Below are 14,323 nucleotides of genomic sequence, written 5' to 3'. Positions count from 1 at the left end.
TGCCGCCCCACGGGAACTGGCCGCGACCTGGACGCCCTACGCGTCGCCGCCCGCGGCCCCCGGGTCGGCGGCCGACACGTCGAGCAGCTGGTACCGGTCGATGGCCTGCTTGAGCACCGAGCGGTCGACCTTGCCCTCACGGGCCAGCTCGGTCAGCACGCCGACCACGATCGACTGCGCGTCGATGTGGAAGAACCGGCGGGCCGCGCCCCGCGTGTCCGCGAAGCCGAAGCCGTCCGCGCCGAGCGACTGGTACGTCTGCGGCACCCAGCGCGCGATCTGGTCCGGAACGGACCGCATCCAGTCGGACACGGCCACGACCGGTCCCTGCGCGTCCGCGAGCTTGCGCGTCACGTACGGCACCCGCTGCTCCTCCTCGGGGTGCAGCAGGTTGTGCCGCTCGCAGTCCACGGCCTCGCGCCGCAGTTCGTTCCAGGAGGTCGCCGACCAGACGTCCGCCTTGACGTTCCAGTCCTCGGCGAGGATCTTCTGCGCCTCGACGGCCCACGGCACCGCGACACCGGACGCCAGGATCTGCGCCGGGATCGAGCCCGCCGTGCCCTCGCTGAACCGGTAGAGGCCCTTGAGGATGCCGTCGACGTCCACGCTCTCCGGCTCGGCCGGGTGCTGGATCGGCTCGTTGTAGACGGTCAGGTAGTAGAAGACGTCCTCGCCGTGCGGGTGCTCCTCGGAGCCGCCGTACATCCGGCGCAGGCCGTCCTTCACGATGTGCGCGATCTCGAAGCCGAACGCCGGGTCGTACGCCACGCAGCCCGGGTTCGTGGAGGCCAGCAGCTGCGAGTGGCCGTCGGCGTGCTGGAGGCCCTCACCGGTCAGGGTCGTACGGCCGGCGGTCGCGCCCAGGACGAAACCGCGCGCCAGCTGGTCGGACATCTGCCAGAACTGGTCGCCGGTGCGCTGGAAGCCGAACATCGAGTAGAAGACGTAGACGGGGATGAGCGGCTCGCCATGGGTCGCGTACGCCGATCCGGCGGCGATCAGCGACGCCGTGCAGCCCGCCTCCGAGATGCCGTCGTGCAGCATCTGACCGTTCGGCGACTCCTTGTACGCGAGCAGCAGATCGCGGTCGACCGACTCGTACTGCTGGCCGAGCGGGTTGTAGATCTTCGCACTCGGGAAGAACGAGTCCATGCCGAACGTGCGGTACTCGTCCGGCGCGATCAGCACGAACCGCTTGCCGATCTCCTTGTCCCGCATGAGGTCCTTCAAGAGCCGGACGAAGGCCATCGTCGTCGCGATGGACTGCTGACCCGAGCCCTTCTTCACGGTCGCGTACGTCTTGTCCTCGGGCAGCGCCAGCGGCTTGGAGCGGACCACGCGCGTGGGGACGTAACCGCCGAGCGACTTGCGGCGGTCGTGCATGTACTGGATCTCCTCCGAGTCCCGGCCCGGGTGGTAGTACGGCGGCACGCCGGACTCCAGCTCCTTGTCCGGGATCGGCAGGTGGAGGCGGTCGCGGAAGCGCTTGAGGTCGTCGACCGTCAGCTTCTTCATCTGGTGCGTGGCGTTGCGGCCCTCGAAGTTCGGGCCGAGCGTCCAGCCCTTGATCGTCTTGGCGAGGATGACCGTCGGCTGGCCCTTGTGCTCGGCGGCCGCCTTGTACGCCGCGAAGATCTTCTTGTGGTCGTGGCCACCGCGTCCCAGGTGCAGGATCTGGTCGTCGGTCATGCCCTCGACCATCGCCCGCAGCCGGTGGTCGTCACCGAAGAAGTGGTCGCGGATGTACGCGCCGGTCTCCGTGGCGTACGTCTGGAACTGCCCGTCCGGCGTGGTGTTCATCTTGTTGACCAGCACGCCGTCGCGGTCCTGGGCGAGCAGCGGGTCCCAGCTGCGGTCCCAGACCAGCTTGATCACGTTCCAGCCGGCGCCACGGAAGATCGACTCCAGCTCCTGGATGATCTTCCCGTTGCCGCGTACCGGACCGTCGAGCCGCTGGAGATTGCAGTTCACGACGAAGGTCAGGTTGTCCAGGCCCTCCCGGGCGGCGATGGACAGCTGGCCCAGCGACTCCGGCTCGTCCATCTCGCCGTCGCCGAGGAACGCCCAGACCTGTGACTTCGAGGTGTCGGCGATCCCGCGCGCGTGCATGTAGCGGTTCATCCGCGCCTGGTAGATCGCGCCGATCGGGCCGAGGCCCATCGACACCGTCGGGAACTCCCAGAAGTCCGGCATCAGCCGCGGGTGCGGGTACGACGACAGCCCGTGCGGCGCCTTCGACTTCTCCTGGCGGAAGCCGTCCAGGTGCTCCTCGCCGAGCCGGTCCAGCAGGAAGGCGCGGGCGTAGATGCCCGGGGAGGCGTGGCCCTGGAAGAAGACCTGGTCGCCGCCGTCGCCCTCGTCCTTGCCGCGGAAGAAGTGGTTGAAGCCGACGTCGTAGAGGGAGGCGGAGGAGGCGAACGTGGCGATGTGGCCGCCGACGCCGATGCCGGGGCGCTGGGCCCGGGAGACCATCACCGCCGCGTTCCAGCGGGTGGCGTTCAGGACCTTGCGCTCGATCTCCTCGTTGCCCGGGAAGAACGGCTCGCTCTTGGTGGGGATGGTGTTGACGTAATCCGTGCTGCGCATCTCCGGCACGGCCACGCGCTTCTCGCGGGCCCGCTCGATCAGCCGCAGCATCAGGTAGCGGGCCCGTTCCCGGCCGCGCTCGTCGACGGCGGCGTCGAGGGAGTCGAGCCACTCCTGAGTCTCTTCGGGATCGAAGTCAGGAACCTGACTCGGAAGGCCGCCAATGATGATCGGGTTGCGATCGGATGCGGAAGCCACGCTGTTCCTTACCTGTCAGAGGGCCTGCGAGGGCCGCTGTTTCGCTTGTCGTCGCCGGGGCGTCGTCGCTGGGGGCGCGCCGCTCCCATGGTCCACCTCGGGGCCGGGAAACGTCATCTCTACCCAGCGGTAACCAAGACGTGAGATCGACTCCGTGACGTATGGGGCGAATACCTTCGAGTCTCGTACCCACAGACGATTCCCAAACGCCCAAACAGGGCAGAAAGGTGTGGTGTGCGTCACCTCGGACCATGATGGTGTGCCAGGAGTTGCGGTGACACCGCCAGGATCGTCACCGTTTCGGCGGTCTGAACGGCCGGGTACTTGCGCGATCGGTCCCGCCCGTGTGGACTACGGCCAATGCTTCGCGCACGCGCGTGGCTGAGTTATTCCCAAAACATGATCAGGAGGCAACCCGTGAGCGCGACCGCGGACCACGCGGAGGAGCGGACGAACCCTGCCGCCAGGCTGGGGTTCCAGCCCGGGCAGGTGGTCCAGGAGATCGGCTACGACGACGACGTGGACCAGGAGCTCCGCAAGGCCATCGAGGGCATCATCGAGGCCGACCTGGTGGACGAGGACTACGACGACGTGGCCGATGCCGTTGTGCTGTGGTTCCGTGACGACGACGGCGACCTGACGGATGTGCTGGTGGACGCCACCACGTACATCGAGGAGGGCGGCGCGATCCTGCTCCTGACGCCGAAGACCGGCCGTTCGGGGTACGTGGAGCCGAGCGACATCTCGGAAGCCGCCACCACGGCGGGTCTGACGGCGTCCAAGAGCGTCAGCGTCGGCAAGGACTGGAGCGGTAGCCGGCTGGCCACGCCCAAGGCTGCCAAGTCCAAGCGTTAGTCGTACGGCGGGCGGGCCGGCGCTGCCGGCCCGCCCTTCGGCCTGCGCCGACGCCTGCGTAGGGTGGTCCCACCCCGAGAAGCCCCACGAAGGGACACCCCCAGCGATGGCGATCCAGGCCGGCGAGAAGGCCCCCGACTTCGAGCTCAAGGACAACCACGGCAGGGCCGTGCGGCTGTCCGGCTTCCGGGGCCGGAAGAACGTGGTGCTGCTCTTCTACCCCTTCGCCTTCACCGGCGTGTGCACGGGTGAGCTGTGCGAGCTGCGTGACAACCTGCCGCAGTTCTCCGACCGTGACACCGAGCTGCTCGCCGTCTCCAACGACTCCATCCACACCCTGCGCGTCTTCGCCGAGCAGGAGGGCCTGGAGTACCCGCTGCTGTCGGACTTCTGGCCGCACGGCAACGTCTCGCGGGCCTACGGCGTCTTCGACGAGGACAAGGGCTGCGCCGTGCGCGGCACCTTCGTCATCGACAAGGAGGGCGTCGTGCGGTGGACCGTCGTCAACGGCCTGCCGGACGCGCGCGACCTGAACGACTACGTGAAGGCGCTCGACTCCCTGTGACGCCGGTCGGGCGGCATGCGCTCGACACCGGCTGAATTGTCGGCCTCAGGGCCTGCGAGGGGCGGGAACCCGTCACTAGGATCGACTCGTTGATCCGACATCCGAGCACAACGGGGCATCCCGCCCCTGGACACCAATGGAGGACTCGTGGGAGTCAGCCTCAGCAAGGGCGGCAACGTATCGCTTAGCAAGGAGGCGCCGGGCCTGACCGCGGTCATCATCGGTCTGGGGTGGGACATCCGCACCACGACCGGCACGGACTTCGACCTGGACGCCAGCGCGCTGCTGCTGAACAACTCCGGCAAGGTCGGCAACGACCAGCACTTCATCTTCTTCAACAACCTCAAGACCCCGGACGGCTCCGTGGAGCACACCGGTGACAACCTCACCGGTGAGGGCGAGGGCGACGACGAGCAGATCAAGGTCAACCTCGCCACCGTCCCGGCCGACGTGGAAAAGATCGTCTTCCCGGTATCGATCTACGACGCCGAGACCCGCCAGCAGTCCTTCGGCCAGGTGCGCAACGCGTTCATCCGCGTCGTGAACCAGGCCGGCGGCACCGAGATCGCCCGCTACGACCTGAGCGAGGACGCCTCCACCGAGACCGCCATGGTCTTCGGTGAGCTCTACCGGCACGGCGCGGAGTGGAAGTTCCGCGCCATCGGCCAGGGCTACGCCTCGGGCCTGCGCGGCATCGCGCAGGACTTCGGCGTGAACGTCTGAACCACTGAAGGGCCCTGGCGACAGGGCCCGAAGGTCCTCTTGTCCGGCGCCGCACGGTTTACGTGCGGCGCCGGACGTGCAGGACCACCTCAGTAACACCACCGGGCCTGTGGCCCCAAGGGGAGGGACAGCATCATGGGCGTCACACTCGCCAAGGGGGGCAATGTCTCCCTGTCCAAGGCCGCACCGGACCTCACTCAGGTGTTGGTCGGGCTCGGCTGGGACGCGCGCTCCACCACCGGAGCGCCCTTCGACCTCGACGCCAGCGCCCTGATGTGCAGCAGCGGGCGCGTGCTCGGGGACGAGTGGTTCGTCTTCTACAACCAGCTCAAGAGCCCGGACGGCTCGGTCGAGCACACCGGTGACAACCTCACCGGCGAGGGCGACGGCGACGACGAGTCGCTCCTGATCGACCTCCCCAAGGTCCCGCCGCAGTGCGACAAGATCGTGTTCCCCGTCTCCATCCACATGGCCGACGAGCGCGGCCAGACCTTCGGCCAGGTCAGCAACGCCTTCATCCGTGTGGTCAACCAGGCCGACGGCCAGGAACTCGCCCGCTACGACCTGAGCGAGGACGCCTCCACGGAGACCGCGATGATCTTCGGTGAGCTCTATCGCTACCAGGGCGAATGGAAGTTCAGGGCCGTCGGGCAGGGGTACGCGTCGGGGCTGCGGGGCATCGCGCTGGACTTCGGGGTCAACGTCTCATAACGCGATATGAGCAAAATCCGGGGCCCCGTGGGGTGCGGAAGGATGCCGACTAGACTTCCGATTCAAAGTTTTGTAAAGCCGGGTACGGCGCGGGGGAGCCCCGTACACACACGATTGGGTAGCCAGTGGTTCTGAAAACCTTCGGGTGGTCGTTCGCGGTCACCGCGCTCGGCCTGGTCGCAGCGATCTTGTACGGAGGGTGGACCGCGTTCGGCGTCGTTGCGATCCTGTCCGTCCTCGAGATCTCGCTGTCCTTCGACAATGCGGTGGTCAACGCCGGGATCCTGAAGAAGATGAATGCCTTCTGGCAGAAGATCTTCCTCACGATCGGCATCCTGATCGCCGTCTTCGGCATGCGGCTGGTCTTCCCCGTCGTGATCGTCGCGCTCAGCGCCCAGCTCGGGCCGATCGAGGCCGTCGATCTCGCGCTCACCGACAAGGACCAGTACCAGCAGTACGTCACCGACGCCCACCCGTCGATCGCCGCCTTCGGTGGCATGTTCCTGCTGATGATCTTCCTGGACTTCATCTTCGAGGACCGGGACATCAAGTGGCTCGGCTGGCTGGAGCGCCCGCTGGCCAAGCTCGGCAAGGTCGACATGCTGTCGGTCTGCATCGCCCTGATCGTCCTGCTGATCTCCGCGATTACCTTCGGCGCCAACGCCCACCAGCACGGCGGCACCCACGCCGACAAGGCGGAGACCGTCCTGCTCTCCGGCATCGCCGGTCTGATCACCTACATGATCGTCGGCGGCCTCTCCGGCTACTTCGAGGACAAGCTCGAAGAGGAGGAGGAGCGCGAGCACGAGGCCGAGGAGAAGGCCGAGCGCGAGGGCAAGCCCAAGTCGGCGGTCAGGCTGGCCGGCAAGGCCGCGTTCTTCATGTTCCTCTACCTGGAGGTCCTGGACGCGTCCTTCTCCTTCGACGGAGTGATCGGCGCCTTCGCCATCACCAACGACATCGTCCTGATGGCCCTCGGCCTGGGCATCGGCGCCATGTACGTCCGGTCCCTGACCGTGTACCTGGTCCGCGAGGGCACCCTCGACGACTACGTCTACCTGGAGCACGGCGCTCACTACGCCATCGGCGCCCTCGCCGCCGTCCTCCTGGTGACCATCCAGTACGAGATCAACGAGTTCATCACCGGCTCCATCGGCGTCGTCCTGATCGGTGCCTCCTTCTGGTCCTCCGTGCGCCGCAACCGCGCCATCGCGGCGGCCGAGGGCGGGTCCGGCTCGGACGAGAAGAGTCAGGTCTCGTCCGGGGTGTGACACCCCTCCGGGTGAGGAACGCTCTGTGCGGGGCGGCCACCGAGGTGACCCTCGGTGGCCGCCCCGTCGGTCGTCAAGGGCCGTGGGCAACGCGATGACCTGCGGTCTCCAAGTGAACGTGGGGGCGGAATGGGCCTGTTCGACGGACTTCGGCGTGGCCGCGAGGCACAGTTCGACTCGGGCGACGCGTCGACCAACGCGATCGAGCTGACCAAGCGGCGCGCGCAGATATCACTCACCAAACAGGGCGCGGCCACCGGCCATCTGCGCGTCAACCTGAGCTGGCGGATGCGCACCTCCGACTTCGGCGGCTCCCAGCGCGAGAGCCTGCTGCGCCATCCCTTCCGGGCCCTCAAGCCCCCCGAGGTCGTCGGCCACAGCCAGAGCATGGTCAACGTCGACCTCGACCTCGGCTGTCTCTACGAACTCCAGGACGGCAGCAAGGGCGTCGTCCAGCCCCTCGGCGGCTACCTCGGAGAGACCAACGCCGCGCCGTACGTCAAACTCAGCGGCGACGACCGCTTCGGCTCCGCGTCCGGCGAGACGATGTACATCAACCTCGACCACCGCGACCACATCAAGCGGCTCCTGGTCTTCGTCTACATCTACGACCAGACGCCCGCCTTCGACCGCGCCCACGCCATCGTCACCCTCTACCCGAGCAACGGCCCCCGCATCGAGATCCACCTCGACGAACGCCAGCCGCAGGCCCGCTCCTGTGCCGTCGTCATGATCGAGAAGGTGAAGAACGAGATCATCGTCCGCCGCGAGGCGAAGTTCGTCTACGGCTTCCAGGCCGAGCTCGACCGGTTGTACGGGTGGGGGCTGCAGTGGGGGCGGGGCTACAAGACCAGAGTCGACCGCTGACCGCTCGGTCCCGGCGGCGTCGCCCCCGGGTCTGCGTCTAGCGCCCGATGAACTGCGGCCCCTGCGGGGGCAGCCGGAAGTCCGGGTCGGGGACCGCGGTGACCGGCGGCGGGTAGCCGTAGCCGGTCTGGGCCCCCGCGGCACCCGCCGCGGCCGGTGCCGGGGGGTAGCCGTACGCGGGCCGGCCGGTGGGCTGCGGGTAGCCGTACGCCGGCTGCGTCGTCGGCGGCTGCTGCGGCGGCGGATAGCCGTACCCGGGCTGTGCGGGCACCACGGTCGGCTGCTCCGGGGGCAGCGGCGGGGAGACCTCGGGGGACTGCTGGGCGGGTCCGGCGGTCGTCTGCTGCGCGGGCGTGTTCGTGGTGGGCGGCGCGGGGACGGTCGTGGTCGGCTCCTCCGCCGCCGCCTCGGACTCGTCCACCGAGATGCCGTAGTCGGTCGCGAGCCCCTGCAGCCCGTTCGAATAGCCCTCGCCCAGCGCCCGGAACTTCCAGCCCTCACCGCGCCGGTACAGCTCGCCGCAGATCAGCGCGGTCTCCTCGCCCGTCTCCGGCTTGACGTCGAAGTACGCCAGCGCTTCCGCACCCGTGCCCGCCGCGTCGTACAGCAGGATGCGCAGCGCCTGTACGCGGTCGAACGTCACGCCGTCCGCCGATGCGACCAGCAGGATCCGGCTGACTTCCGATTCGACACCGGTGAGCTCTGTCTGGATCGTGTCGGTCAGGCCCTCGGCGACCCGCTTCTTGCCGAGCCGCCACACCTTCCCGGCCGGGTGCCGGGGCTGGTTGTAGAAGACGAAGTCCTCGTCGGAGCGCACACGACCGTCGGGGCCGAGGAGCAGCGCGGAGGCGTCGACGTCCGGAACCCCCTGCCCGGGTGTCCAGCGCAGCACGGCGCGTACCGTGGTGGCTTCCAGCGGGACGTTCGACCCCTTCAGCATGGCGTGCGTCATGCGGTCATCCTGCCTTCTCGGTCCTGCTCACGACAACGCGGGGGCCGCGGTCACGAGCGGCGCCGACGGCCGTCGCGGACTACCGTCGTCATGGCCGGGCCCGGCTGTGCTTGCCCGCGTTACCTGATATTCATGCCTGACGGGAACCTCTGACATGGACTTCTACGTACTATTACCGGCCAGCTTTCGACGATTCGCAGGCCGCACAACCATCACGGGGGAGTTCCATGCGTCATTTCGGGCACATCGCCCCTGAGGGGCGAAAGCGTCTTTTCTACCGCGAGCCGTGCACGTTCAGCGCGGACTCCCCGGCCCGGCTGCTCGCCGCCGCCCTGGGCGCCACGCTGTACAGCCCGGCCACCCGGCCGCACCTGGCCGACGACGTCCTCAAGCAGGCCGGGCGCGGCGTGGTCTCGATGGTGCTGTGCCTGGAGGACTCGATCGACGACGCGGACGTCGGCCCCGGCGAGGAGAACCTCGTCCGCCAGTTCACGGCCCTCGACAGCCTCGCGGACGCCGACCTGCCGCTGCTGTTCATCCGGGTGCGCACCCCCGAGCAGATACCCGACCTGGTACGACGCCTCGGCGCCGCCGTCCGGCTGCTGTCCGGGTTCGTGCTGCCCAAGTTCACCGAGGAACGCGGCATCCCCTTCCTCGAGGCCCTGGCCACCGCCGAGGCCGAAAGCGGCCGTCGTCTTTTCGCCATGCCGGTGCTGGAGTCCCCGGAGCTGCTCTACCGGGAGTCCCGCGTGGAGACCCTCGAGGGCATCTCCCGGGCGATCGACAAGTACCGCGACCGCGTGCTCGCCCTGCGCCTCGGCGTGACGGACTTCTGCTCCTCCTACGGGCTGCGCAGAGGTCCCGACATGACGGCCTACGACGTGCAGATCGTCGCCTCCGTGATCGCCGACGTGGTGAACATGCTGGGCCGCGCCGACGGGACCGGCTTCACCGTGACCGGGCCGGTCTGGGAGTACTTCCGGGTCCAGGAGCGCATATTCAAACCGCAGCTGCGGCAGAGCCCCTTCCTGGAGGTGCAGGCCGCGGAACTGCGCGAGAAGCTGATCGAGCACGCCATGGACGGCCTGCTGAGGGAGATCTCCCTGGACCACGCCAACGGCCTGCTGGGCAAGACCTGCATCCACCCCTCGCACGTGCTGCCGGTGCACGCCCTGTCGGTCGTCAGCCACGAGGAGTTCACGGACGCCCAGGACATCCTGCGCCCGGAGCGCGGCGGCGGGGGTGTGCTGAGATCGGCGTACACGAACAAGATGAACGAGGTGAAGCCGCATCGGGCCTGGGCCGAGCGGACCCTGCTGCGTGCCGAGGTTTTCGGCGTGGCGAACCAGGACATCGGCTTCGTGGAACTGCTGGCGGCGGGACTGCCGGGCTGAAGGTACGACGCAAGGGATCCATGGAGAAGGCGGAGAAGGCGGAGAAGGCAGTGAACGAGGGGGAGCACCACGAGGTGCGCGCCGATGCGCCGGCCGGGCCGGCCGACGGAAGCGACGGCGTCTGGTCCGGCAGCTGGGTCGCCGAGCGGCTCGGTGTCGGACTCGCGGGCGACGACCGGCTGACCGGCCTGCTGGGGCTGGCGCTGCGCCGCAACCCCAAGCGGGCCCACCTGCTCGTGTCGAACGTGCTCGGCAAGCACGTGCCGCAGTCACCGTCCGTCGTGTACGGCTACGGAGTCGAACTCGGCCGCCGGGTGCGGGACCTGCTGGGCGACGACGAGGCCCGCAGGGCCGTCGTCCTCGGCTACGCGGAGACCGCGACCGGCCTCGGCCACTCCGTCGCCGACGGCCTGGGCCTCGCCCCCTACCTGCACTCCACCCGCCGCCCGGTCGCCGGCCTCGCCCCGGCCGGCGGCTTCGAGGAGTCCCACTCCCACGCGACCTCGCACCTGCTGCTGCCGGAGGACCCGGCGCTGCTCACCGGCGACGGGCCGCTGGTCCTGGTCGACGACGAGTTCTCCACGGGGAACACGGTGCTGAACACCGTCCGGGATCTTCATGAGCGCTATCCGCGGCGGCGGTACGTCGTGGTGGCGCTGGTGGACATGCGGTCGGCGGCCGATTCCGGCCGGCTGGAGGAGTTCGCCCGCGAGATCGGCGCGCGGGTGGATCTCGTGGCGGCGGCTTCGGGCACGGTACGGCTGCCCGAGGGGGTGCTGGAGAAGGGGCAGGAACTGGTGGCGCGGTATGAGTCGGAGGGTTCGTCGGCGGGTGCGGCGCCGTCGTGGCCGTTCGCGCAGTGCGCGCCCCTGAACAGCGGCGTTGCCGTCGAAGCCGACCCGGAGGCCAACTCCCCAGGGGCGCGGGGAACTGCGCGGCCAGCCCCCACCGGCCCGCACTCGGACGACAACGGCACCGAACCCCAGGCCACCCGCATAGACCTGCGCTGGCCCCTCGGCCTGCCGGACGGCGGCCGGCACGGGTTCACCCCCGCGCACCGAGAGCGCCTCGAAGATGCCCTCCCCGCGATGGCCCGCCGCCTGGCGGACGCGCTGCCCGCCCACGCCCGCCGCGTACACGTCCTCGGCTTCGAGGAGCTGATGTACGCCCCGCTCAGGCTCGCCCACGAGCTGGAGCGGATCACCGGCATCGAGGTCCGCTACTCCACCACCACCCGCTCGCCCGTCCTCGCCGTCGACGACCCCGGCTACGCGATACGCACCCGCCTGCGCTTCCCCGCCCACGACGACCCCGCGGACGGCCCGGGCGAGCGGTACGCCTACAACGTCGCGGGCGCCGGATTCGACGCCGTCGTCGCGGTGGTCGACTCGGCCGCGGACACCCCCCGGCTGCACGCGCCCGAGGGCCTGCTCGCCCAGCTCGCCGCGCACACCCCCGAGGTCCTCCTCGCCGTCGTCCCGTCGTACGCCCCCGAGGCCCCGCACGCCCACGAAAGGCCCTCCATGCTGCCCGAGCCCCTCCGCGGCCCCGCCTTCTCCTCGTACGCGCCCGAGGAGGTCGGCTGGCTGCTCCAGGACCTCTCGGACGTCACGCTGGAGGCGCCGACCGAGGAGCGCGAGGAGGCCATCCAGAGCGGCGGCGCGCACTACGCGGAGTCACTGCCCGTGGAGTACCAGCCGAGCGAGCAGTACCAGGAGCTGTTCCACGCCGCACTGGAAGACTCGGCGGCCCGTATCGCCCAGGCGGCCGGCGTCGTCACCGAGACCGTCCTCGCCGAGCGGGCCCCGCGCCCGGTGCTGGTCTCCCTGGCCCGCGCGGGGACGCCCGTCGGCATCCTCATGCGCCGCTGGGCCCAGCACCGGCACGGCCTCGACCTGCCCCACTACGCCGTGTCGATCGTCCGCGGCCGCGGCATCGACGCCAACGCGCTGCGCTGGCTCGCCGAGCACCACGACCCCCGGGACGTCGTCTTCGTCGACGGCTGGACCGGCAAGGGCGCCATCACCCGCGAACTCGCCCAGGCCCTTACGGAGTTCGAGAAGTCCGACGGCGTCACCGGCTTCAGCCCCGAGATCGCGGTCCTGGCCGACCCGGGCTCCTGCGTCCGGACCTACGGCACCCGCGAGGACTTCCTCATCCCCTCCGCCTGCCTCAACTCCACCGTCTCCGGCCTGATCTCGCGGACCGTGCTGCGCGCGGACCTGGTCGGACCGCACGACTTCCACGGCGCGAAGTTCTACCGCGAACTCGCCGGCACGGACGTCTCGGTGGCCTTCCTGGACGCCGTGTCCGCCCGCTTCCCCGAGGTCGCCGACGCGGCCTGCGCCCAGGCCGAGGAACTGCTCGCCACCGACCGCTCGCCCACCTGGGAGGGCTGGGCCGCCGTCGAGCGCATCAGCGAGGAGTACGGCATCCACGACGTGAACCTCGTCAAGCCCGGCGTCGGCGAGACCACCCGGGTCATGCTGCGCCGCGTGCCCTGGAAGGTCCTGGCACGCGCCGGGGCGGGCAGCGACCTCGACCACGTACGCCTGCTCGCCGAGCAGCGCGGTGTGCCCGTCGAGGAGGTCGACGGACTGCCCTACACCTGCGTCGGCCTGATCCACCCCAAGTACACCCGCGGCGCGACCGGCGCCGACGGCAAGGCGGTGACGGTCTGATGTCCGCACTCGTCGCGAGCGACCTCGACCGCACCCTGATCTACTCCGCCGCGTCTCTGGCGCTGACCATGCCGGACGCGCGGGCGCCCCGGCTGCTGTGCGTGGAGGTGCACGAGAGCAAGCCGCTGTCGTACATGACGGAGACGGCGGCCCAGCTCCTCACCGACCTGGGCGGCGCGGCCGTGTTCGTGCCGACGACGACCAGGACACGCGAGCAGTACCAGCGCATCAACCTGCCGGGCCCGGAGCCCACGTACGCGATCTGCGCGAACGGCGGCCACCTCCTGGTGGACGGCGTCTCCGACCCCGACTGGCACGGGCAGGTCACCGCACGGCTGGCCGACCAGTGCGCGCCCCTGGCCGAGGTGCAGGAGCACCTGCTGAGAGTCGCCGACCCGGTCTGGGTGCGCAAGCACCGCGTCGCCGACGACCTCTTCGCCTACCTCGTCGTCGAGCGCGAACTGCTGCACGAGGACTGGGTGAAGGAACTCGCGGTGTGGGCGGAGAACCGCGGCTGGACCGTGTCCCTCCAGGGCCGCAAGATCTACGCCGTTCCCAAGCCGCTCACCAAGAGCGCGGCGATGCGCGAGGTCGCCCGGCGGACCGGGGCCGGTCTCACCCTCGCCGCCGGTGACTCCCTGCTCGACGCCGATCTGCTCCTGGCGGCCGACCAGAGCTGGCGCCCGGGCCACGGGGAGCTGGCCGACACGGGCTTCACGGCCCCCGCGATCAGGGCGCTTCCCGAACGGGGCGTTCTGGCCGGGGAGCGGATCCTGCGGGAGTTTCTGGAGGCAGTGCGGGGCGCCTGAGAACTCGGGTGTCCTGGTCGTCGTGCGGGTGCGGCGGCGCGGTGGCTTGTCGCGCGGTTCCCCGCGCCGCCTTGGGGCGCGCCCCTTCGGGGCGTCGCAGCAGCCGTAGGGCTGTGAACACCAGCACCGCGAGCGCCGCCAGGGCGAGGACCACCTTGGAGTAGGCGGAGACGATGGCGCTCACCTGGTGCCAGTTCGCACCGAGGAAGTAGCCCGCGAGCACGAACGCCGTGTTCCAGATCGCGCTGCCCAGGGTGGTCAGCCCCAGGAACACCGGCAGGCGCATGCGCTCGACGCCCGCCGGCACGGAGATCAGGCTGCGGAAGATCGGGATCATCCGGCCGAAGAACACGGCCTTGGTGCCATGCCTGAGGAACCACGCCTCGGTCTTCTCGATGTCCGAGACCTTCACCAGCGGTAGCCGGGCCGCGATCGCCACCGTCCGGTCACGGCCGAGCAGCGCGCCGACTCCGTACAGCGCGAGCGCGCCGATCACCGAGCCGGCCGTCGTCCACAGCAGGACGGCGAGCAGGCTCATCCGGCCGCTGCTCGCGGCGAACCCGGCCAGAGGCAGGATCACCTCGCTGGGCAGCGGCGGGAACAGGTTCTCCAGGGCGATGGCGAGCCCGGCACCGGGCGCGCCCAGCGCGTCCATCAGGTCGTTGACCCACTGCGGTCCGGCGTCCGCTGCGATGGCTGTCATGCCGCCAC

At 69.7% G+C, this 14,323-nt stretch carries 12 protein-coding genes; 9 read left to right on the top strand and 3 right to left on the bottom strand.

Annotated features, from left to right (window positions below; all coding sequences use genetic code 11):
• Window positions 1-36: 36 nt before the first annotated feature.
• Window positions 37-2,784 carry a pyruvate dehydrogenase (acetyl-transferring), homodimeric type gene (aceE, locus tag CEB94_RS12640; protein ID WP_175432314.1) on the bottom strand — a complete coding sequence of 916 codons (2,748 nt, stop codon included), beginning with the start codon at window positions 2,782-2,784 and terminating at the stop codon, window positions 37-39.
• A 417-nt stretch (window positions 2,785-3,201) separates the two neighbouring features.
• On the opposite strand from aceE, the gene CEB94_RS12635 reads away from it, so the two are divergent.
• From CEB94_RS12635 to CEB94_RS12610, 6 genes are all read left to right on the top strand, one after another.
• Window positions 3,202-3,639 (top strand): DUF3052 domain-containing protein, encoded by a 438-nt coding sequence (locus CEB94_RS12635; protein ID WP_031131325.1) that lies wholly within the window; start codon window positions 3,202-3,204, stop codon window positions 3,637-3,639.
• 106 nt (window positions 3,640-3,745) lie between these two features.
• Window positions 3,746-4,204 (top strand): peroxiredoxin, encoded by a 459-nt coding sequence (locus tag CEB94_RS12630; protein WP_175432313.1) that lies wholly within the window; start codon window positions 3,746-3,748, stop codon window positions 4,202-4,204.
• Between the two features lie 147 nt (window positions 4,205-4,351).
• Complete coding sequence (locus CEB94_RS12625) at window positions 4,352-4,927, top strand: TerD family protein (protein ID WP_175432312.1); 576 nt, start codon at window positions 4,352-4,354, stop codon at window positions 4,925-4,927.
• Between the two features lie 135 nt (window positions 4,928-5,062).
• Entirely contained in the window at window positions 5,063-5,638 is a 576-nt protein-coding gene (locus CEB94_RS12620) for a TerD family protein (protein ID WP_031131331.1), read from the top strand.
• A gap of 125 nt (window positions 5,639-5,763) precedes the next feature.
• On the top strand, window positions 5,764-6,909 hold the full coding sequence (locus CEB94_RS12615; RefSeq protein ID WP_175432311.1) for a DUF475 domain-containing protein: 1,146 nt from the start codon (window positions 5,764-5,766) through the stop codon (window positions 6,907-6,909).
• 129 nt (window positions 6,910-7,038) lie between these two features.
• Window positions 7,039-7,776 carry a TerD family protein gene (locus CEB94_RS12610; RefSeq protein WP_175432310.1) on the top strand — a complete coding sequence of 246 codons (738 nt, stop codon included), beginning with the start codon at window positions 7,039-7,041 and terminating at the stop codon, window positions 7,774-7,776.
• Between the two features lie 37 nt (window positions 7,777-7,813).
• Here the strand turns inward: CEB94_RS12610 and CEB94_RS12605 are convergent, their stop codons facing one another.
• Window positions 7,814-8,728 carry a TerD family protein gene (locus CEB94_RS12605; RefSeq protein WP_175432309.1) on the bottom strand — a complete coding sequence of 305 codons (915 nt, stop codon included), beginning with the start codon at window positions 8,726-8,728 and terminating at the stop codon, window positions 7,814-7,816.
• A 227-nt stretch (window positions 8,729-8,955) separates the two neighbouring features.
• Between CEB94_RS12605 and CEB94_RS12600 the strand changes: the two genes are divergently transcribed.
• Genes CEB94_RS12600 through CEB94_RS12590 form a run of 3 tightly spaced genes read left to right on the top strand, consistent with a single transcriptional unit; the run spans window position 8,956 to window position 13,612 of the window.
• Window positions 8,956-10,122: an HpcH/HpaI aldolase/citrate lyase family protein gene (locus CEB94_RS12600; protein WP_175432308.1), complete on the top strand. Its 1,167-nt coding sequence runs from the start codon at window positions 8,956-8,958 to the stop codon at window positions 10,120-10,122.
• A 20-nt stretch (window positions 10,123-10,142) separates the two neighbouring features.
• Window positions 10,143-12,803 carry a phosphoribosyltransferase gene (locus CEB94_RS12595; RefSeq protein WP_246111780.1) on the top strand — a complete coding sequence of 887 codons (2,661 nt, stop codon included), beginning with the start codon at window positions 10,143-10,145 and terminating at the stop codon, window positions 12,801-12,803.
• Window positions 12,803-13,612 (top strand): HAD family hydrolase, encoded by an 810-nt coding sequence (locus tag CEB94_RS12590; protein ID WP_175432307.1) that lies wholly within the window; start codon window positions 12,803-12,805, stop codon window positions 13,610-13,612. Before CEB94_RS12595 ends, CEB94_RS12590 begins: the two co-directional genes overlap by 1 nt.
• On the opposite strand, the gene CEB94_RS12585 is transcribed toward CEB94_RS12590, so the two are convergent.
• Complete coding sequence (locus CEB94_RS12585; protein ID WP_175432306.1) at window positions 13,533-14,315, bottom strand: DedA family protein; 783 nt, start codon at window positions 14,313-14,315, stop codon at window positions 13,533-13,535. The genes CEB94_RS12590 and CEB94_RS12585 overlap by 80 nt on opposite strands.
• Window positions 14,316-14,323: the final 8 nt, after the last annotated feature.

It is taken from the genome of Streptomyces hawaiiensis (assembly GCF_004803895.1).
Lineage (GTDB): Bacteria > Actinomycetota > Actinomycetes > Streptomycetales > Streptomycetaceae > Streptomyces > Streptomyces hawaiiensis.
This window is presented reverse-complemented; position numbering and strand designations above follow the sequence as displayed.